Here is a 17,709-nt window from a genome sequence, read left to right as displayed (position 1 = left end):
TTCACCTGTTTTAAGTTTATTGAACTTCCACGCCAAGGGATTCCAACGATACAAATTTATGTTTTTTCTCATTTCCAAGATCTGCATATACTTCCAGACGATGAATCATGCAGGCAAATTCCGGAAGCTCCTGTCCAAGCCAGCTGGTAAATGCATCCATTACAGCATCTGGTTTGGTATAGTTGGCACTTGCAGAAGCAAGACTTAAGAAAATGCGGTTGTCATTCTGTAAATTCATTTTGTAAATAAAAGGTCGGATATCTACCTGTTTTTCGCCTTTTTTGGTTTCTTTTGTAACAAGGATCTCAGGCTGCTTTAAAAACTCCGTAATTCTTGTCTGCCATCCATCTGCCGGTGCTTTTCCAGGACGAAATTCCACCAGATAATCAGCTGCTGCCACCAGGGACATTGCCTTGCTCGCTTTTCCATCTTCCACCTGGCGGGCACTTAAAACATGAATACCATCTACCATCTGGCTGTTAAGACGTTGACAGATTTCATCAGTAGGAATCGTAGCGGTAAGCTCCATATCGAAATATTCCCCTGTACTGGTAACGCCAACTCCAAGAGGGGCAGCAAAGGACATGATCATATGAGGGCTGTAACCTCCAGAAAAAGCAATTGGAAGCTCTGCGCGGCGGATGGCTTTCTGGAAGTAGCGCATGGTGTCAAGATGTCCTACAAATTTCATAGGCCCTTCTTTCGTAAATTTAATTCTTACCTTCATAACATACGCCTCCTTCATAACGTCTTGCTCCGCAGCCTGCACATTTCTGACGGCAGTTTGGTGTAACCACTTCGCCTTTTGCCTGTTTCCACTCACGGATCAGAAACTCCTTGGTAACACCTGCATCTATGAAATCCCATGGGAGGATTTCATCTGTGCTTCTCTCTCGGAGTGTGTAGAATTCAATGTCAATTCCTGTTTCTGCAAAAGCCTCTTTCCAGATGTCGTAGCGGAAGCTTTCTGACCAGGCATCGTAAAGGGCGCCTTTTTCATAGGCTTTTAAGATAACTTCAGAAGCACGGCGGTCACCTCTTGCAAGGAAGCCTTCCAGTGTGGTTACATCCGGTTCATGCCAGTTGTATTTAATACTCTTCTGGTTCAGCTGTGCACGGATTTCTTCTTTTACTACTTTTGCCTTGTCAATAAAATCCTGTTCTGTATACATTGGAGCCCACTGGAATGGGGTAAATGGCTTTGGCACAAAGAAGGATGTGCTGACTACGATCTGAACCTTTCCATGGCGTTTTTCCTTTGGAACGGTATCGTAATATTCTTCTGCAATACGCTCTGCAAGATGAGCAATTCCCTTCATGTCTTTTTCTGTTTCAGTAGGAAGCCCAAGCATGAAATAAAGCTTCACACGGTTCCATCCTCCAACAAATGCCTCATGCGCACCGTGAAGGATCACTTCTTCGGTAAGTCCTTTGTTAATTACATCACGAAGTCTCTGGGAACCAGCTTCCGGGGCAAAAGTAAGGCTGCTTTTCTTAATATCCTGAACCTTGCTCATAACATCCAGGGCAAAAGCATCAATACGAAGTGACGGCAGGGAAATATTAACACCTGCAGATTTAAATTCGTCGATCAGGAAGTTTACCAGCTCTTCCAGATGGGTGTAATCACTGGAACTTAAGGAACTGAGGGAAATTTCCTCATGACCGGAATTCTTCAGCATAGCTCTTGCAGATTCCTTCAGTTCTTCTACATCACGTTCACGGAGAGGTCTGTAGATCATACCAGCCTGGCAGAAACGACAGCCACGGATACATCCACGCTGGATTTCCAAAGTGACACGATCCTGTGTAGCTTTAATAAAAGGAACAACCGGTTTTTCAATCGGGCAATATCCTTTATCCATATCTACGATCAGCTGCTTTTGGACTTTCTCGGGAACTCCCGGACGATTTGGTGCAAAGGATGCAATTGTACCGTCTTCTTTGTATGTGACATCATAAAATGCCGGAACATAAATTCCCGGAATCTGAGCTGCCTTCAGAAGGAACTCCTCCCTGCTGCCTCCGGCTTCCTTATTGGCCTTGTATGCATCAAAAAGCGCATCATACACAGTTTCTCCTTCGCCAATATAAAACAGGTCAAAAAAGGCTGCTAATGGCTCTGGATTATATGCACACGCACCGCCTCCGATTACAATAGGACATGATTCGTCACGGTCAGCTGCTTTCAGTGGAATCTGGGAAAGATCCAGTGTCTGGAGTACGTTAGTATAACACATTTCATATCCAAGTGTGATGCACAGAAAATCAAAATCCCTGACAGGATCCTGGGACTCCAGGGCAAATAACGGGATATTCTGTTCTCTCATAAGCTTATCAAGATCAAGCCATGGGGAATAAACTCGCTCACACCAGACATCAGGGCGTTTATTGAACATATTATAAAGAAGCATCATACCAAGGTTGGACATGCCGATCTCGTAGACATCCGGGAAGCTAAATGCGACTCTAGTGGTCACTTTATCCTTGTCTTTCATAATAGAGTTGACTTCCCCGCCGATATAGCGGGCTGCTTTGTCAACACTAAGCAATATTTCGTCACTAAGTGCTAATTTTCTCATACTATTCCTTTCGATAATTGTGCATATACAACAATAAAACCATGAATTTTTAGGAAATGTAACTTGCTGTAATATGCGTTTTAGGACTCAAAAATCTGTCTTTTCGTTCTAAAAATCTGAAAAACAGAGGGGCACTTTTAAGCCGGTTTTTTGGTTAAAAATGGGTTTGGTCACTTTTTTCTATTTTCAAGCAAAAAAATAACCTCAGCATCTGGAAATGCGTGAGACCATTTTGATACCGGAAAACAGGACCATTAACAGTGTTTTTATTATAAACAGAAACGCTTAGAAGTTCAAGTATATAATTTTTATTCGGGAAAATTCAGAAAATCATGGGATTTTTCGCATTGAAATGACCATTATATAGAAAATCCGGCTAGAATAACAGGAAAAAAGTATAAAATATCGGGTAGTATCAAGGAATGCTATAAAATGTTATTTAGTGCTATTTCGTGTTATTTAGTGTTATTTAGTGTTATTTATTATATCTTGTTAGGATTGACGGAAATTATAAAATTCCTGTTTGGTCACTTTCCTGCTGTAAATATTTATTCCTATATTATGAAGAAAAAAATGAAAGCCATCCCTTTTAAACACGCATGATGAAATGCGGTAGTTTTCAAGAGATGGCTTTCATTTTGCTTTCATATATTGGCTGGCTGATTATTTCATCAATTCTATCAGGTCACTTCTGTCAATTGGAATTTTTGGAATCTCGCGTGGCTGAGGCTGTCCGGAATTTTCAGCCCCAAGGGTTTCGGCAAATCGTTTCATGCTGCTGGCTGATAACTTTATTCTTCGAAGTTCTTTCCACGGAAAGGTAGGAAACGGACATTTGGCGCAGATCCTGGCGTAAGGCTTGTTGATAAAATTATTTTGTCTCTGGAAACCGTTTCGTCCCCAGATCAGGTATCCGGAAGGATTGAAATCCGGGGCTGTTTTCTGACAGGCTTCCAAGCGTTCCCTCTGGAGCCGGATCTCGTCCATCACAAAATCGGCCAGGTATACCATTTTCGTGTTTTCTTCCGGGATGGTGATGGTATCCGTTCGACTGGGAAGATCATCTTTTACGGGAAGCTGCAGACAGATGGTCTGGTTGTAAAAATGAATATCCCGGAACGTGACCGTAAGGATTTCTGAAATCCTCAGGCCGGCAGTGGATGCCAGAAGCATGGGAAGATAGATGGTCGGTGCTTCCAGTTTGCAGATCTGCAGCATTTGGAGAAGCTGCTGTGGAGAATAGGTACCGGAAGGAACTTCGTAATAATTATGCAGATCCTCTTCTGCTTTTTTTCTTTCTTTCATTATGCGGACTGCATCCGCACTGTTATCCTGCGTTGTACAGTAATGGTTCCGTGCAGCCCGGAAAAAACAGGTTACAGCATCACATACCCTGTAAAATTCGGAAGATGGAACTTTTGCAAGGACATCCGTCAGATCGCTGGCAGTCACGTTGTCCATGAAATGTTTTCCGAGGACCGGAAGAATATAAGCTGCAATAGACCGGTTGTACGTATTGTCAAAACAGTAGGAATGCGTCCAGTATGCATGGAATTCCTGTACAGTACACTTAAAAACAGTAATCCGCTTTTCTTCCACCTGTTTTTTGTAAACTGGATACATAGCCTCGGCTTCTGCTTCTGTATCGTAATATTTTGTCTGAACCATTTTGCGGCGTCCTGATTCGAAGGTGCAATTCATACGGTAACAATACTGGTTTCGGGCGGTAATGTAAAGCGGATGGGCTGAAAGCGTTGCCAGGACCAGGTTTCCGTTTGAGAAAATGTCTTTGAGTTTTGTCGGGTTGATCGTGTTCTGTGGCATTTTATCATTTTCCTTTCTGTTATGGATTTTTATGAGGTTCCTAAAAAGCGTTCCATTTTAACCCCTCCGGTAAGCTTTTGGATTTCTTCCCAGGGGCAGTCTTTTTCTAACAGGATCCAGACATACATATCACGGAGATCATACATGGTGATAATGGGAAGTCCATTCTTTTCCGTGATGTATTTTAATCTTGTATTTAGGGTTTCCAGGGTTTTTACTTTCCCACGGCTGCTGATGCAGAAGTTATCATTATCCTTTTTATCCGGATGGTTGCGAAAGAAACACATATTTTTTTCCTGCCGGAGGACAAGTTCCTCACAGACAAAATCCGGGATCTGAAAAGAACGGTACCGGTCTCCTTCCAACTTCTTACAGCTGTATATGGAATCTGCTGATTCAGAAGGAAGGCGTCCATCTTTTGTATATTGTTTATGGATGTTTAAGGTTTGGGTGCTGGAATCGAAGTTGTTATAAGTAAGCCCGAGGATCTCACCAGGACGCAGTCCGCAGAACAGTGCCAGAAGAAACTCCAGGCGGTGTGCATATGGATCTTCATGCACGGCGTGCAGGAATAATTTCAGCTGTTCTTTGGTATAAATACGAAGGCTGGATTTCGGTTCTTTGCGTTCTGTGATGTCAGATGCCAGGCATGTTTCAAGGAATCCCTGGTCCCATGCAGAATAAAGGATCCTGTATAATAATTTATAAACGGCATATTCTGCACTTGCGCAATAGTTCCTGCAGGATTCAATCAGGTTTTCAATATATTCTGCATCTGCATATGGAAGAAGCGGATCGGCAGTGACCCGGGGCAGAATAATATGGTAGATGATCCAGTGGTATTTTACTTTTGTGCTTCCACTGGTACTCACTGGGACGTAGAGCTTTTCATACCAGTGTTTGAGGTATTCCGTGAAAGTAAATGGACACGGGCTGGATGCTTTCAGCTTTGCAAGCTCTTTTGGGAAATGGCGGCTGGCTTTCTCATAAGCTTTTTCTGCATTGTCCCGTGTCAGAAACCCTGTGCGGGTACGGTGTTCAATAGTCTTAGAGTTAAAGTTTACAACCGGAGTATGGCAGCACCATAAATTTTTGTGTGAGAAAAATACATTCTCTTCTGCTTTTTTCTGCATAAAGGACCTCCTGCTTATATAAGGCGTAAAAACATCAGTGCCGACTGATGGCTGGCATTCGAACCAGTATTTTCCTGCCTTTATTACTATTATGTCGGATTTTGAAATCCTGTTTTTGGAAAAAATAATTTAGCTGATTTATCTTTTTAAATAAAATTATTTTATAGGCATATATAATATGTATGAAAATGATAGAAAAGGCTTATTTTTATAAGAAAACATTGGAAAAACTAAATTCGGCTGAATTGGAATCAAAAGCGCCTGTTTATACAGAAGAAAAAAGACACACAATATAACGGATCGTTACACTGTGCGTCTTATAAAGAAATGAAAGTTTAAATTTTATCCGAAAAATATTTCATATATGCCGAGTCGTCCGGAAAGGCATTTACCTTGCTGCTTCTCTTTGCCGGGGATTCTGGCAGAAGTCCATGAAGTAAGACATACTCTTCCATCTGTCTGCTGAGGTCATAGACCAGAGGCTGATGCTCTACATATACAGTATTGGTAAAACCCGGACTGGAATGCCCAAGGTTTTTTGAAATGGCTTTCATGCTGACTTTTTCGTTAGCCAGGATGGTAGCATTGGAATTGCGCAGTTTCCGCCAGTCGATCTTTGGAAAATTGTATTTCTTTAACAGACGCTGATACGGTTTTTTGTAAAAATTTTGTCCATAGGGCAAACCATTTTTGCGGCAGCAGACATAGCCCAGATCACAGAAATCCGGTTCTGTGGCCCGGTTGTGTTCATAACGCTGCCGCTCCAGCAGGATCTCCGTCAGGACATAGTCAGGCAGTACAATTTTCCTGCGGCTGTTTATCGTTTTCAGCTTCTTTTCCTGGAATTGCATGGAGTGGTAGTTTTTATCAGGATCTGCATCCTTTGTGCGTCCAAGCTGGGTTTCGATAGATGCGCATTTGTTCAGAAAGTCGATGTTATCATACTTCAGGGCCCGGAGTTCCGAAACCCGGAGACCGGTTGCGGCTGCCAGCAGCATAGGCAGATAAAGGGATGGTTCTCCCTGCCGGCATACATTCTGGAGACGGCTCAGCTGCGCAGAGGAATATACTTTTGCAGTCTGTTTCCTGGCTGCAGGTGTGGACATAAGACGCTGCTCTTCTGTCCTCTTCAGCCGGTTCACTTCTGCGGTGATTTTCATGGCAATGTTACAGGAAATATAATTTCTGTCCCTGGCAACCTGCATGGAACTGCTGACAACCGCACAGGCGAGCCTTCGCACATTGGGGGACGGAATCCCAAGCAGAACCTGGATGAGATCTTTCCGTTTCAGGGAAGGCAGGGAAATGGTACCCAGTGCAGGATCAATATAATTCAATATGATGTTCCGGTATGTCATATAGGTGTTGTAAGAAATATCTTTTTCGTCCCACATATAATACCAGAGCCAGTAATCATAAAATTCTTTTACGGTATAAGAATACGGGACAAACTGCTTCCGGCAGATCTGAATGAGTGCATCATCTCTGGCGAGCTGGGCTGCTTTCCGGGTGGGAAAGCCACCGCGCTGGATCGATTTTGAGACTCCCGACTGGAAAACAAGTTTAAAACGGAAACTGTATCTCTTACGGGACGTTATAAAACTTATGCTCCTTCCGGGAAGACAGGATACAACGCTTCCCAAAAAGAAAGTATCCTTCACAGATGGTTTTTCAATGCTCTTTCCCTTGGGCATGGGAAACCTCCTTTCCCAGACTGTTCCGGATGCCAAGAACCGGATCCAGGGTGTTGCTTAATACAGATTGAATTTCATTATTTTCATCAGGAAAATTACAGCAGAATGCGATGGTGGAACTGAGTTTTGTGTGTCCAAGGATATGGGAAATGCTTTCGATATCCACTCCCATTTCTGCCAGTATGTAGGCTGACATATGTCGGAGATCGGTCATGTTAAGAGCTGGCAGAAGGGCATTTTTTGTGATACTTCTAAGTGTTGAGCCGGGAGTGGCAGTGGATTTTATTCTGGCAGTGGCGCCAAGGCAGACATAATCCTGAAATTCTGTTGTATCAGGATTGGCTTCCAGGATCAGCCGGTTTTCTTTTTTACGTTTGGAAAGCTCCTGGAAAATGAAATCTGGTATTTTCAAGGTCCGGTTCTGGGCAGTTCCAAAAAGGTTCTTAAATGTTGGAGTGTCAAGATGAGCCCTGTTATCGGTACAGAGCCGCTGAATAGTTAAGGTATGTTCTTTGGAATTGAGGTCTGAATATTTCAGTCCCAGGATTTCTCCTGTAGAAAGTCCGCAGAAAAGGGCAAGGAGGATTTCCAGATAAGAGGATGTTGTGGAAGCCTGGTCAAGCAGTTTCCGGATCTGTTCGGTGGAAAGGAATACGGATTTATGCTGAGGGTCCGAATAGTGTTTTAGCGTGGGAAATTCCTTTTCCGGAATATAATTATTCTGGTAAGCAGACCATAAGATGATATTTAACAGCTTATAGGCATAATAGCCTCCATTCTGGCAGTATCCCTGGCAGGAATCCAGCAGTTTATTCAGGAATTCTTCGCTGACACAGTCCAGGAGAACGTCATTCTGAAGATGTGGAAGGATGATCTGGTACAGGACCCAGCGGTATTTGAATAAGGTACTTTTGCTGGTGGAATAAGGGGAGTAGACTTCACGGAACCAGTAGTCCAGATATTCAGAAAAGGTAAACGGGATCTTCCGGGATTTTTTCAGCTGCTGGATCTGGTTGGAATAGGCATCCTGGGATTTCTGGTAGCTCTCTTCTGCTTCCTTTTTTGAGGGAAAGCCGGTATTATAGCTGTATTCAATAGTACAGATAAGCGGATTTACTGTCTGGGTGACGTGTCCCCAGGAACCGTCTTCATTTTGAAATACAGGTGTCCTTTTTTCTTGCATTGTTTTGCTTCTCCTATGTGTATTTTTATGTAAAGGAAAAAGGACGAGAAATAAAAAATGTATAGTGCAGTGGGAACACTATACATTTCAAAAATTCCTTTTTCGCCAAACATACTTTGGAAATTTGGGAATATGTTACCAAAACCATTCCTTCAGCGTTCCTTACTTTCCAGAAATTCGATGGCTTCAAAAACATTGGAAAAGGTCATACATTTTCTGAGCAGCCACTGATTTCGTACATCAGTATCTTCCAAACCCGGCATACCTTCATCCAAAAGTCTTGCCAAAGTCTTTTTGGCATTTTTCACTGCAACCGGATAATCTTTTGCTATCTTCGCAGTGATTTCTTTATTTCCCTTTTTATATAAAGGCTCTTCTACCTTTATATCAGAGATCACTTTCTCTTTCTCAGCAGTAGTTTGCAAAGAAGGTGTATAATATCTGCGGTGCAGCATGAGCCAATATTCAATACATCCCGTTGTCATCAACAGACGAACACGGGTATTTTTATTCCTGCCAAATTTCCTTAAGCGTTTTATTATTTGATACCGTTCATTTACTTTATCAATATCCTTTGTTTCAACATCAAAGAAGAACCAAATTTCGTTAATAACCTCTTTATAGTCTCTGTACAATGGATCTTTAGCAAAACGATCACTTGCTCTGTCAAATAACCCAGTTTCTTTCGGATACTCAATTACAGCCACATCACTGAATTTATGCTTCAAAAATTCAGTATATGCCTGTTCACTTTCTCCTTCACAAAACACTCTGATAATAACTTTACCAGATCCTCTGCCGCCAGTTTTTCTTGCCATTATTCCACCTCTTCAATCTCAATGTTAGGAGTGGCACCATATTTTCCAACCAAATAGCCTTTCCGGATATTATCGGTTGTCTTGGTGACAAAATCAGTCACGCTGTAAAGCTCAGATGAGCCATCAGACCTTTTTTTATCTGCAAAATAAATCTGATCTTTTCTCATAAACTCTAAATTCATAAGTTCAGTGTTATGCGTGGTGAAAATAATCTGGGCACCATTAGGATTGCTTTTTTTGCTTTGAAACTTTGCAATAATGAAATTAACAAGCATAGGGTGTAATTCCCTCTCTAATTCGTCTACTAATAAAATTCCTCCTTTATTAAGGACAGACTCAATTGCAGGTGCAATTGACATCAGTTTCCTTGTTCCATCTGATTCATCCTCCAATTCCAGATGATACAGTTTGTCCTCACCTGCAGCATTAATGCCCTTATGCCTGGTTTTCGCTTTTACCTGGCTCATTTTCAGCTGGCCTTCCGAATTGTTGGAAGTCTCAGACAAAATCTGGATAAATGATGTCAGCGCAGCCTTCACGCCTTCTGGAATATCATCAGGAAATTCAAGATCGTTTCCAATTTCCTTGTTTTCTACCTCAAACTGCATCTCTTCAATTCCAAAGTCTGCTGTTTTTGCATAATCCGAAATAGCTTTAAGCATATTGCTGTCATTGTAATATTCCAGCAGCTGCCTCGGAATGTCGGTATAATCCCTGGAAAAGAAAATATCTTCCCGAAACCATTTCATTGCATTAATACATATGGCATCATTCATTGTACATGCAACTGAGAAAAACAGCTGGTTTTCAGCTACCGCTTCACTTATTAATTTTCTCCTTGCTTTATCCTCAGTAAATGTAAATTTCTGTCCTTCTCTGACAAACACCTGAGCTTTTTGGCCTTTGGGTGCATGATATAAAGATTCTCTTACTATTTTTTGCTTCGTTGCAGAAAATGAATACCAATATTTTATACCGTCATTAATATAATCAAATTCAAACTCTGTTGGTTCATTCGCAGAATAATCATTGAGTGCAAAAGGTACTACGGGAACTGTAGCTTTTTCATGCTGTATTCTCTGTGCATTTCGAATAAACTGAACAGCTAACCAAAATGCCCGGATTACGTTACTCTTACCACCGCCATTTTTTCCATAAATAGCTACACCGGGTAATAACTTCATATTATTTTGTTCGATCAGACAGCTTTTAAACGATGCAAGTCCAACTGCCTCCATAGAAAGAACAGCTTCATCCCTGAAAGATCTATAATTTTTAAATCGAAATTCTACTAACATATTTTTGCACCTCCGATATTATTATATCCATAATATGCAGGAAATTCAATTTAAATTATTATTATTTTTATTTTTTTTATCTTGATTTCTTAAATTTTTCTTTATAGTTGTTCTCTTCCTTCTTCCATAATATTTGTTCAGAAAGAATAAACAAAAGGAAATTTTTGTGCGTCCAAGCTGGGTTTCGATAGATGCGTATTTATTCAGAAAGTCAATATTCTCATATTTTAAGGCTCGGAGTTCTGAAATCCGGAGCCCAGTTGCTGTTGCCAGCAGCATGGGCAGGTAAAGGGATGGTTCTTCCTGCCGGCATATATTTTGGAGACAGTTTAACTGGGCAGCAGAATATACTTTTACAGTCCGTTTCCTAGCAGAGTATGTGTCCATAAGCTGCTGCTCTTCTGCCCTCTTCAGCCGGTTTACTTCGGCGGTGATTTTCATGGCAATGTTGCAGGAAATATAGTTTTTGTCCCTGGCGACCTGCATGGAACTGCTTACAATGGCGCAGGCATGCTTTCGTACAGTGGGAGACGGAATCCTAAGGAGAACCTGTAAGAGATCTTTCCGTTTCAGGGAAGGCAGAGAAATTGTGCCGAGTGCAGGATCGATGTAATTTAATATGATGTTCCGGTATGTCATGTAAGTATTATAAGAAATATCTTTTTCGTTCCACATATAATACCAAAGCCAGTAATCATAAAATTCTTTTACGGTATAGGAATATGGGACAAACTGCTTCCGGCAGATCTGAATGAGTGCCTCATCTCTGTTTGGCGAAGACATGGTTTTTCTAGTTGTGTAGATTGAGGATGCCGAGTTTTTGCAGCAATAAAAGCTTCTTTTGAAAAAAATTTGTGGAAGCCATAATACGTATAAAAAATGGCAGACGATCTCGTTATTAAGTCGGCCGCCCATTGATTATATAGTATATTGTTTTTTGCGTTTTGATAGTTCGATAAACTTGAATTGAGATTTCATATATTCCATGGGATTTAATAATTGTTATATTTTATTATCAAATATCTCTCAAGCCCTTGAAAACACTAAGTTTGTCGCAGGTGAGCTTTCTCTTATTGTTTCCCTTGCATTATATTGTCCCATGAGTGTTTACGAACTCTGATAAGGGCAAAAATTTGATACGATGAGAACGATATTTGCAGAATACAATCCACACAGAAACAGCATTGATGTATATACCAGTGCTGGCTATATGCTTCGCATTGACTGCTGGGAAGCAGAAAAGAATTTAAAAACAACACCTGGATCAGATTGTGCATTAAATGCACTTGCTATTGATGAACCACTTGAATATGCAAGATTGTATCTTGATGGAACGATGCAAATGTGGGTAAATCGGTAATACCGTCTCTTCTTCACATAATTGAAATCATGAAAATAATACATTAGCAATAGAAAAACCAATCATGAAATCAATTTGTAAAATATACTCTTGCATACTCAAGGGATTTGTCCAAAAACTCCTGCAGCTTATCCAAGTCGTTATACATGCCATGATTTGACTTTGGAAATTCAATGTAGTCATACATGACATTGTCCCTATCATATACCTCTATCAAATAATACTTTTGGCTTAACGGCACACAATGGTCGATAAGTCCATATCCAATTAACGATGGAACGGAATCCTCATTTACAATACACGCCGGGGAAATATTCTGAATCTCTGTATCATAGTCCTCCAACTCTTTTCCCGTCATCATTTTGCAAAATTTCTCTTCTGAATCCAATCGGTCAACTTTCATAAGTAATGACCATTCAGATGGGGCAAAGTATGTAGGCGCAGCCAACTGAAAAACGAACTTGACCGGAATCGCAGAATTACCATTATATGCAAGATTCATCGCCAGCGTTCCACCCGCAGACACTCCGCAAGGTGCCATTCCTGCAATATGATATCCCAATTCCTCTGTCTTCTGCTTTATTGCCGTTACTGCATTTTCAATTTCTTCATTCATTAAATAGATTGATGCGTCCTTGCCCTGATTCTGCAACGTATAATCAACAGAAGCTGTAATGTACCATTTTGTAGCGTAATATTTACACCAGCTCTCTCCGTCTTCTTTGGAACCGGAATTGAAACTGCCACCATGAATGAACAGAATCAAATACTGGTTTTCTAACTTATCTAAGCCTGACGGAATATACAGGTCATACTGATTTCCGTTGTCATTCTCATAATCAAGATTACTATATATCTCACCTACACTTTCGTCCCATTCCACTTTTATCAGTCTTTCCGGAGCACTCCCTAATAACATAATCCTTATTAGGGCACTGATTAGAAATACGACAATAAATGTAATGACATATATTAAGATTTTGGTTTTCTTTTTCATATGATATTATCCAATAATAATTTGCCACATACTGCTCCTAATATAATGGCGATAATTACTATCACAAACAAAAATATGATATCTTTCTTTTTCATATCAATTCACCGGCATATACTTATTCAAATATTCATCAATTGATTCCATCCATTGTTCCGAAATCCTATTATCATTCTGAAGCCCATGTCCTGAATGTGGCAGCTCATAATATTTATAATCCACACCATTGTCTTCTAATGCTTCCTTCAATCTTAATGATGCCAGGAATGGCTGAACTTTATCGCACGTACCATACGCAACTACTGTTGGGATTGGATTCTTACTCACCCATTCTGCTGCGGATATTGGTTTCATTTTTTCTGTATAACTTCCGTTCTGTATCTCTTCCGGAGTAATCTCTACGCCACCCATAACACTGAACAGATTTGCTGCTGCAATTCTTGATTCTTCCGTATTCTGATCAAGTCCATAAACACCCCAATCTTCCACATAGAAACAAGATGGGCCTACAGCTCCAAAAGTAAATACAACCGGTACCGGAGCATCCTGCGCATCTCTGTATGCATAAATCATTGCCAAAGCATGTCCTGCAGAACCGCCGGCTACGGTCATTTTATCAATGTTATAACCCTGATTTTTCGCTTCCTCAACTACTATAGGAATAGCTTCCTTAATCTCGTTGGACTGTAACAATACACTTGCATTGTTTGTATCGGTGCGGAGGGTATAATTGATACCGGCTGCAACATATCCTTTACTGCAAAGCCATGCAAGCATATTTTCATCGTCTGTCTTATCTCCGGATGTAAAACCACCTGCATGCAAATAAATAACCAATCCATAGGTATCCTTTGTCGAATCTTTCGGCAAATAAAGGTCAAATTTGTTAGCCTCTCCATAGGAAATATCTGTAATCTTTGTTCCAAGTTCCTCAGACCAGGTAGCTGTGTACTTTGTGCTCCATGCAGGCTTGATAGCAACCTTTGAAATCATCCCCGCAAAAAAAGCACCTATAAATATCAGAATACAAACCCAAATTGGCACAATTCTTTTCTTTTTCTCCTTCTTTTCTTTACTTATTTCCATCATAAAATATTCCCTCCAAACAAGGTTCCTCCCAAGAGGAAATTCATAAATGCTCTAACTGCTAATCTTCCTAAAATGAATGCTACAATAACAATAATCGCAATAAGTATTACTCGTTTTGTTGTAAGTGACATCTCTTTCTCCTTCTCGTACTAATCATATTTTTTATCAATCAGTTCAACTCCATAATCAGACATTTTCCCCTCAATTGCATCTGTCAGCCATTCTGCAACAGATTTTTTTGATCTTCAAATGGTATCCATACTGCCGGGGTTGCAATGATTGTATGTGCTGTCATATTTCTCAGATCATCATACCAAGGTACTCCATCCCAGATAAACAGGCTTACTCCAGCTTCTTTAAACTCAGGTATTGCCTCTTTTAGTATCTGTTGGAACTCATCCGCCTGCTTTTCATCCACATCCATAATTCCATCATCAAAATAATTCTGCACCTTTGCCAAATCACCATCTCTGGTTGAACAGTCAAAAAGAAGATGGATATCGTCTCCATACTTTTTATGTAATGAAGCAAAGCAGTCAAAAGTAAGATTGTTACTTACCAGTTTGTCGAATATCTCCTTTGGTGTCTGCCAGACATCAGTTGCAATACTATGCCGGTCATTATTCAGAAGTAAGGATGCATCTACGAGCACATTTTTGCTTTTTGCATCCGGGAAATAATTTGTAAACACATCATCAGCCAGCAGGACCAAATCCTCCGGCACTGTACCCTGTCACAAGAACGGTATCTGCATCATTAATCCCTGCCTGTTCCATCACTTTTTTCATGGTCTCTGTATAATTCACATAACCATTATGATACAAAATCTTTTCCTTTCCATCGGTATCCGTATAATGATTTTCCAACTTTGGGATCATCCTTTAACTTTGGATATTGCAATACAAATGCATAAACGATAATTCCAATCACAAGTATCACTAAAAGAATGATTCCTAATATTTTTCCTATCATTTTAAGTACTTTTTTCATGCTTCCTCCTTGACATTTTGATGGAACTTTTGTACCATCTATGTTGTGCCAAATGTATCATCAATTTTTGCTAAAATCAAGCCATTCAAAAAAATGGCACAAAACAGGGAGATTTGTACCATCATGAATAATCAAGATAAGAACACTTATGTGAAACAACAAATTACAACTACATTATTGGAATTACTGAAGGAGAAAGAATTGTCCGATATCAATATTGGGGAAATAACAAAAAAAGCTCAGGTAAGCCGCAACTCCTTCTATAGGAACTATGCTGACAAAGAAGATATTATAAAAAAATATCTCTATCAGCTGCTATCCGAATGGGATAATGAATGGAAACAAAAAAACTCTGACTCGAATGCAGAATTATTCGGGCATCTTTTTATGCATCTAAAACAACATGGTGATATGATGATGTTAATCCAGATGCGTGGATTATTCCATTTATTCAAAGAAAGCTATCTTACCCTTTGGGGACCTTCTGAAACAATGGATAATATGACCGCCTACACCGTTGTCTTTGTTGCCAACGGTATCCTCGGCTGGATTGAAGAATGGCTGAAACGTGGTATGTGCGAATCAGCAGAAACAATGAGCACTCTTCTTAGTATGCATGGGATGCTATAGGGAAAGATAGAGAAAAAGCAAATGAAAATGACACTCCCGCCATGCTGTCATATATCCATCGGCAACGCTGAGCATATCGCCGTGCTCTGCATCTGTTCTTCGAGCCATCACTTTCGTAACAGTATCGGGAACAGCATCAAATATTTCTTGAAGCTGAGTGCCGGATACAACAAGATTTTCATCGCCATTGCCCATACTTGATACAAAAAACACAGGGATAGAAATTAGGCTTGGATTATAATCCCACTGCAAAGCCTGTGCCATCGTCATATTCGTTGGACTTGCAGAGAAAATCGCCTTAATCATATTATCCATGCTTATTCTCTGTTGCCGCATTGATAACACCTACACCGCCTTGAGAGTGTCCAGAAACACCAATGTTATCAATATTAACACGACCGTAAAATGGATTCGATTCCCATCCTTCAATAGTCTCTGTCTCATTAAACTTGATAATCGTTCTCAAACACATCTCAGAAGAAAACCCATTCCACGAATTTTCTTCTTCGGTTGCCATAACAATAAATCCCCATGAAGCAAGATGTTTTAACACAGCAGGATACTTTGTTTCAATCTCACCGCTTGTCTGAACTTTATATAATCGTCTACTACCGCCGGCTTTGAGAAAACCAAATCAATAATGTTGCTACGATAAGCACAATGATCAGAAAAAATGATTCCTACGATCTTTAACATTCTTTTCATTTGACCTAGCGATGGTTATACGTCTTAAGGCCTGGATTTCTTTGATCCAGTAATCCAGGTATTCTGAAAAGGTAAAAGGAACATTGCGGGTCTTCTTTAGCATGGAAAGAAGATCCTGGTAGGAATCCATGGATTTCTGATAACTTTTTTCGGCTTCTTCTTTTGAGGAAAATCTGGTACTGCTGCCATATTCAATGGTGCAGATAAGCGGATTTATGGTTTTGGTAAGGTGTCCCCAGGTGCCGTCACTGTTTTGGAAGACGGGGGTTCTTGTTTGTTCTTGCATTGATTCATTTTCTCCTTTGTGATTTTTTACATGAAATATTTCTTTATCACGAAACATTATATGAAGTTTCTCGGCTATTATCAATACAAAAGTTTCTTAATAACGAATTATTGGTGAAGGTAGGGAATATCATGCAGAAACTCAGACCGGATATGAACATTGGCGGGAACATACAGAAAATACGGTATAGCCGAAAGCTTACACAGGATCAGGTGATTGCTAAAATGAATCTCAAGGGGATCCAGATCTCCAAAAGTACCTATGCGAAGCTGGAAACAAATCGGATGAATATTAAAGTAAGCGAACTGGTGGCCATGAAAGAAATCTTTGAGTGTGAGTTTAATGATTTCTTTGAAGAGCTGAATGAGTAATAATAGATAAATCATAATAAAGGGAACTCTTTTATTATCTAGGTATATCCTAAAATTTGATGATAAGAGGGTTCCCTGTTTTTTATTTGAGATAATGTCGTATGTGACATAATTGTTTACAAGAAAGTCAGAATTTTAATATTCCTGATTTTTCTTAGCTTATGCGCCTATATCATATTGAAATTTCTCATATGTAGAATGCCGCATTTTTTCATATAATTTCTTAAAATTTTCTTCTGTATCGTCAGAAGAGATAGTATTTGAAGTGCTTAAGGCATTTTCGAGCCGACTGCTGTAATTAAGGGCAAACTCTGGATATTTCAGAAATGTATCCAGGGCAGCAGATTCCAGTTCCTCTCATGCTTTCAAGCGTTCCAACTGAATACTGTCGAAAAGTGTTTGTGTCATAGGCTCGATCCCATATATTGCAGCCCATTGAGTCTAAGTGAAATGTTTCAGTTCGGCTGGCAATGTCAGTAATTTTTGCCTTTGCTCCAATGTCAATTCTTCTAATAAATTTTCTCCCGTAATCAAAATTCCCTCCCATTGGAATAAATATGTGCAAGTAACTACAGTAGAGATTCTACAACTTATAATTCAATTATACATTAGTCATAGGCTCGGTTTCTTCTTCATCAGTAAATGGAAGTGGTTCTCCATTTGAGAGCAGGGCGGCGATTGATAACATTAACTTGCTTTTCCCATTGCCGGGATCGCCCTGCAACAGAGTAACCTTGTCAAACGGAATATAC

Annotated in this window: 21 protein-coding genes; 3 read left to right on the top strand and 18 right to left on the bottom strand. The window is 40.1% G+C overall.

The window, feature by feature from the left end:
• Positions 1–16: 16 nt before the first annotated feature.
• The 9 genes from I2D69_RS09850 to I2D69_RS09810 all read right to left on the bottom strand — a co-directional run bounded on the left by I2D69_RS09850 (position 17) and on the right by I2D69_RS09810 (position 11,315).
• Positions 17–727: a TIGR03936 family radical SAM-associated protein gene (locus I2D69_RS09850; protein ID WP_118580164.1), complete on the bottom strand. Its 711-nt coding sequence runs from the start codon at positions 725–727 to the stop codon at positions 17–19.
• A complete protein-coding gene (locus I2D69_RS09845; RefSeq protein WP_195379838.1) occupies positions 711–2,582 on the bottom strand; it encodes a TIGR03960 family B12-binding radical SAM protein in 1,872 nt (623 codons plus the stop codon). Before I2D69_RS09845 ends, I2D69_RS09850 begins: the two co-directional genes overlap by 17 nt.
• Before the next feature lie 663 nt (positions 2,583–3,245).
• Positions 3,246–4,406, bottom strand: a complete 1,161-nt coding sequence (locus I2D69_RS09840) for a site-specific integrase (RefSeq protein ID WP_195379837.1) — start codon at positions 4,404–4,406, stop codon at positions 3,246–3,248.
• A 29-nt stretch (positions 4,407–4,435) separates the two neighbouring features.
• Entirely contained in the window at positions 4,436–5,539 is a 1,104-nt protein-coding gene (locus I2D69_RS09835) for a site-specific integrase (RefSeq protein WP_173719517.1), read from the bottom strand.
• A gap of 335 nt (positions 5,540–5,874) precedes the next feature.
• Positions 5,875–7,233: a site-specific integrase gene (locus tag I2D69_RS09830; RefSeq protein WP_195379836.1), complete on the bottom strand. Its 1,359-nt coding sequence runs from the start codon at positions 7,231–7,233 to the stop codon at positions 5,875–5,877.
• Positions 7,211–8,416 carry a site-specific integrase gene (locus tag I2D69_RS09825; protein ID WP_173719519.1) on the bottom strand — a complete coding sequence of 402 codons (1,206 nt, stop codon included), beginning with the start codon at positions 8,414–8,416 and terminating at the stop codon, positions 7,211–7,213. Before I2D69_RS09825 ends, I2D69_RS09830 begins: the two co-directional genes overlap by 23 nt.
• Positions 8,417–8,568: 152 nt before the next feature.
• The gene (locus I2D69_RS09820; RefSeq protein WP_173719520.1) at positions 8,569–9,234 is read right to left on the bottom strand and encodes an RloB domain-containing protein; all 666 of its coding nucleotides are present in this window, start codon (positions 9,232–9,234) and stop codon (positions 8,569–8,571) included.
• Entirely contained in the window at positions 9,234–10,532 is a 1,299-nt protein-coding gene (locus tag I2D69_RS09815) for an ATP-binding protein (RefSeq protein WP_173719521.1), read from the bottom strand. The genes I2D69_RS09820 and I2D69_RS09815 overlap by 1 nt, the downstream gene beginning before the upstream one ends.
• A 45-nt stretch (positions 10,533–10,577) precedes the next feature.
• Positions 10,578–11,315 (bottom strand): tyrosine-type recombinase/integrase, encoded by a 738-nt coding sequence (locus I2D69_RS09810; protein WP_195379835.1) that lies wholly within the window; start codon positions 11,313–11,315, stop codon positions 10,578–10,580.
• A 358-nt stretch (positions 11,316–11,673) separates the two neighbouring features.
• Between I2D69_RS09810 and I2D69_RS09805 the strand changes: the two genes are divergently transcribed.
• Entirely contained in the window at positions 11,674–11,892 is a 219-nt protein-coding gene (locus I2D69_RS09805) for a DUF6061 family protein (RefSeq protein WP_173719523.1), read from the top strand.
• Positions 11,893–11,962: 70 nt separating this feature from the next.
• Here I2D69_RS09805 and I2D69_RS09800 read toward each other — a convergent pair whose 3' ends face one another.
• The 6 genes from I2D69_RS09800 to I2D69_RS19830 all read right to left on the bottom strand — a co-directional run bounded on the left by I2D69_RS09800 (position 11,963) and on the right by I2D69_RS19830 (position 14,965).
• Complete coding sequence (locus tag I2D69_RS09800; protein WP_173719524.1) at positions 11,963–12,811, bottom strand: alpha/beta hydrolase; 849 nt, start codon at positions 12,809–12,811, stop codon at positions 11,963–11,965.
• Positions 12,812–12,985: 174 nt separating this feature from the next.
• Positions 12,986–13,975, bottom strand: coding sequence for an alpha/beta hydrolase (locus I2D69_RS09795; protein ID WP_173719525.1), 990 nt, complete (start codon positions 13,973–13,975; stop codon positions 12,986–12,988).
• Positions 13,972–14,106: a hypothetical protein gene (locus I2D69_RS20480; RefSeq protein ID WP_255610492.1), complete on the bottom strand. Its 135-nt coding sequence runs from the start codon at positions 14,104–14,106 to the stop codon at positions 13,972–13,974. The genes I2D69_RS09795 and I2D69_RS20480 overlap by 4 nt, the downstream gene beginning before the upstream one ends.
• Before the next feature lie 83 nt (positions 14,107–14,189).
• Positions 14,190–14,699, bottom strand: a complete 510-nt coding sequence (locus I2D69_RS19835) for a hypothetical protein (protein ID WP_207741809.1) — start codon at positions 14,697–14,699, stop codon at positions 14,190–14,192.
• Entirely contained in the window at positions 14,671–14,799 is a 129-nt protein-coding gene (locus I2D69_RS20475; RefSeq protein ID WP_255610493.1) for a hypothetical protein, read from the bottom strand. Before I2D69_RS20475 ends, I2D69_RS19835 begins: the two co-directional genes overlap by 29 nt.
• On the bottom strand, positions 14,789–14,965 hold the full coding sequence (locus I2D69_RS19830; RefSeq protein WP_202017130.1) for a hypothetical protein: 177 nt from the start codon (positions 14,963–14,965) through the stop codon (positions 14,789–14,791). The genes I2D69_RS20475 and I2D69_RS19830 overlap by 11 nt, the downstream gene beginning before the upstream one ends.
• A 123-nt stretch (positions 14,966–15,088) precedes the next feature.
• Between I2D69_RS19830 and I2D69_RS09785 the strand changes: the two genes are divergently transcribed.
• The gene (locus I2D69_RS09785) at positions 15,089–15,595 is read left to right on the top strand and encodes a TetR/AcrR family transcriptional regulator (RefSeq protein WP_195379834.1); all 507 of its coding nucleotides are present in this window, start codon (positions 15,089–15,091) and stop codon (positions 15,593–15,595) included.
• On the opposite strand, the gene I2D69_RS09780 is transcribed toward I2D69_RS09785, so the two are convergent.
• The 3 genes from I2D69_RS09780 to I2D69_RS09770 all read right to left on the bottom strand — a co-directional run bounded on the left by I2D69_RS09780 (position 15,590) and on the right by I2D69_RS09770 (position 16,586).
• Complete coding sequence (locus tag I2D69_RS09780) at positions 15,590–15,910, bottom strand: hypothetical protein (protein WP_173719134.1); 321 nt, start codon at positions 15,908–15,910, stop codon at positions 15,590–15,592. The two genes, I2D69_RS09785 and I2D69_RS09780, sit on opposite strands and share 6 nt — an antisense overlap.
• On the bottom strand, positions 15,903–16,112 hold the full coding sequence (locus I2D69_RS09775; RefSeq protein WP_173719135.1) for a hypothetical protein: 210 nt from the start codon (positions 16,110–16,112) through the stop codon (positions 15,903–15,905). The genes I2D69_RS09780 and I2D69_RS09775 overlap by 8 nt, the downstream gene beginning before the upstream one ends.
• Before the next feature lie 147 nt (positions 16,113–16,259).
• Entirely contained in the window at positions 16,260–16,586 is a 327-nt protein-coding gene (locus I2D69_RS09770; RefSeq protein ID WP_173719136.1) for a hypothetical protein, read from the bottom strand.
• 131 nt (positions 16,587–16,717) lie between these two features.
• On the opposite strand from I2D69_RS09770, the gene I2D69_RS09765 reads away from it, so the two are divergent.
• Positions 16,718–16,957 (top strand): helix-turn-helix transcriptional regulator, encoded by a 240-nt coding sequence (locus I2D69_RS09765; RefSeq protein WP_195379833.1) that lies wholly within the window; start codon positions 16,718–16,720, stop codon positions 16,955–16,957.
• Positions 16,958–17,709 lie beyond the last annotated feature (752 nt).

The sequence above is a fragment of the Ruminococcus sp. D54t1_190329_F1 genome (assembly GCF_015551645.1).
GTDB classification, from domain to species: Bacteria; Bacillota; Clostridia; order Lachnospirales; family Lachnospiraceae; genus Blautia_A; species Blautia_A faecis.
This window is presented reverse-complemented; position numbering and strand designations above follow the sequence as displayed.

What these genes read in the sequence shown, in the direction of transcription:
- I2D69_RS09850 (WP_118580164.1), bottom strand. Translation starts at nt 727, where the DNA reads ATGAAGGTAAGAATTAAATTTACGAAAGAAGGGCCTATGAAATTTGTA.
- I2D69_RS09815 (WP_173719521.1), bottom strand. Translation starts at nt 10,532, where the DNA reads ATGTTAGTAGAATTTCGATTTAAAAATTATAGATCTTTCAGGGATGAA.
- I2D69_RS09825 (WP_173719519.1), bottom strand. Translation starts at nt 8,416, where the DNA reads ATGCAAGAAAAAAGGACACCTGTATTTCAAAATGAAGACGGTTCCTGG.
- I2D69_RS19830 (WP_202017130.1), bottom strand. Translation starts at nt 14,965, where the DNA reads ATGAAAAAAGTACTTAAAATGATAGGAAAAATATTAGGAATCATTCTT.
- I2D69_RS09840 (WP_195379837.1), bottom strand. Translation starts at nt 4,406, where the DNA reads ATGCCACAGAACACGATCAACCCGACAAAACTCAAAGACATTTTCTCA.
- I2D69_RS09830 (WP_195379836.1), bottom strand. Translation starts at nt 7,233, where the DNA reads ATGCCCAAGGGAAAGAGCATTGAAAAACCATCTGTGAAGGATACTTTC.
- I2D69_RS09770 (WP_173719136.1), bottom strand. Translation starts at nt 16,586, where the DNA reads ATGCAAGAACAAACAAGAACCCCCGTCTTCCAAAACAGTGACGGCACC.
- I2D69_RS09780 (WP_173719134.1), bottom strand. Translation starts at nt 15,910, where the DNA reads ATGGATAATATGATTAAGGCGATTTTCTCTGCAAGTCCAACGAATATG.
- I2D69_RS09765 (WP_195379833.1), top strand. Translation starts at nt 16,718, where the DNA reads ATGCAGAAACTCAGACCGGATATGAACATTGGCGGGAACATACAGAAA.
- I2D69_RS09835 (WP_173719517.1), bottom strand. Translation starts at nt 5,539, where the DNA reads ATGCAGAAAAAAGCAGAAGAGAATGTATTTTTCTCACACAAAAATTTA.
- I2D69_RS09820 (WP_173719520.1), bottom strand. Translation starts at nt 9,234, where the DNA reads ATGGCAAGAAAAACTGGCGGCAGAGGATCTGGTAAAGTTATTATCAGA.
- I2D69_RS09800 (WP_173719524.1), bottom strand. Translation starts at nt 12,811, where the DNA reads ATGTTATTAGGGAGTGCTCCGGAAAGACTGATAAAAGTGGAATGGGAC.
- I2D69_RS09785 (WP_195379834.1), top strand. Translation starts at nt 15,089, where the DNA reads ATGAATAATCAAGATAAGAACACTTATGTGAAACAACAAATTACAACT.
- I2D69_RS09775 (WP_173719135.1), bottom strand. Translation starts at nt 16,112, where the DNA reads ATGGCAACCGAAGAAGAAAATTCGTGGAATGGGTTTTCTTCTGAGATG.
- I2D69_RS20480 (WP_255610492.1), bottom strand. Translation starts at nt 14,106, where the DNA reads ATGTCACTTACAACAAAACGAGTAATACTTATTGCGATTATTGTTATT.
- I2D69_RS09810 (WP_195379835.1), bottom strand. Translation starts at nt 11,315, where the DNA reads ATGTCTTCGCCAAACAGAGATGAGGCACTCATTCAGATCTGCCGGAAG.
- I2D69_RS09795 (WP_173719525.1), bottom strand. Translation starts at nt 13,975, where the DNA reads ATGATGGAAATAAGTAAAGAAAAGAAGGAGAAAAAGAAAAGAATTGTG.
- I2D69_RS09805 (WP_173719523.1), top strand. Translation starts at nt 11,674, where the DNA reads ATGAGAACGATATTTGCAGAATACAATCCACACAGAAACAGCATTGAT.
- I2D69_RS09845 (WP_195379838.1), bottom strand. Translation starts at nt 2,582, where the DNA reads ATGAGAAAATTAGCACTTAGTGACGAAATATTGCTTAGTGTTGACAAA.